1 protein-coding gene and 1 pseudogene are annotated in these 1033 nt (G+C 65.4%); both read right to left on the bottom strand.

Going from position 1 to position 1033, the window contains the following annotated elements:
* On the bottom strand, positions 1-846 hold an 846-nt coding region (gene pknB, locus BN972_RS27525), incomplete at its 3' end, for a Stk1 family PASTA domain-containing Ser/Thr kinase (RefSeq protein WP_036366335.1).
* Positions 843-1033 (bottom strand): annotated as a pseudogene (locus BN972_RS30755) (serine/threonine protein kinase); the annotation flags it as partial. The gene pknB and the pseudogene BN972_RS30755, both read right to left, overlap by 4 nt.

Genomic DNA, 1033 nt, shown 5'->3' with positions numbered 1-1033 from the left:
GGGGGGCTCGCCGTTGTGGACCCGGACCAGGTCGGCCCGCATCTCGGCGGCGGTCTGGTAACGGTTCTCCGGATTTTTGGCCAGCGCTTTGAGCACCACGGCGTCCAGATCGGGGGAAATGCCGGCATGGCGTTCCGAGGGTGGAACGGGGTCTTCCCGCACATGCTGGTATGCCACCGCCACCGGGGAATCGCCGGTGAAGGGCGGCTCACCGGTGAGCACCTCATAGAGCACGCAGCCCAGCGAATAGACATCGGACCGGGCGTCCACCGAATCGCCGCGCGCCTGTTCGGGCGATAGGTATTGCGCCGTGCCGATCACCGCCGCGGTCTGGGTCACGCTGTTACCGCTGTCGGCGATCGCCCGAGCAATGCCGAAGTCCATCACCTTCACCGCATTGGTGGAGCTGATCATGATGTTCGCCGGCTTGACATCGCGGTGGATGATGCCGTTTTGATGGCTGAAGTTCAGCGCCTGACAAGCATCCGCGATCACCTCGATCGCCCGCTTGGGCGGCATCGGACCGTCGTTGTGCACGATGTCGCGCAGCGTGACGCCGTCGACGTACTCCATGACGATGTAGGGCAGCGGGCCGGCGGGCGTCTCGGCCTCGCCAGTGTCGTACACCGCCACGATCGCCGGATGGTTCAGCGCGGCGGCGTTCTGCGCCTCGCGCCGGAACCGGAGATAGAAGCTGGGATCGCGGGCCAAATCCGCGCGCAGCACCTTGACCGCGACGTCGCGGTGCAGCCGCGTGTCACGTGCGAGGTGAACTTCGGACATGCCTCCGAAACCGAGGATGTCGCCGAGTTCGTAGCGGTCGGACAGGTGCTGAGGGGTGGTCATCGCGCATTCTCGAATCGGGCGGGCGCCGCGTGCAGTCCAGGATTACCTGTTTCTGCGCGCTCCGTCCAATCCACAATGATGCCCGGACCAGGGCCGTAGCCAGCAGCCGGCGCACTCCCGGTATTGGTGACAGTTTGCGGCGACTGCTGCTGCTGCGTGTCGGCCTTGGAGTTGATGACGATGAGCA

It is taken from the genome of Mycobacterium asiaticum DSM 44297 (assembly GCF_000613245.1).
Classification (GTDB): Bacteria; Actinomycetota; Actinomycetes; order Mycobacteriales; family Mycobacteriaceae; genus Mycobacterium; species Mycobacterium asiaticum.
The sequence above is the reverse complement of the archived record's forward strand: the minus strand, read 5'-3'. Positions and strand labels throughout refer to the sequence as shown.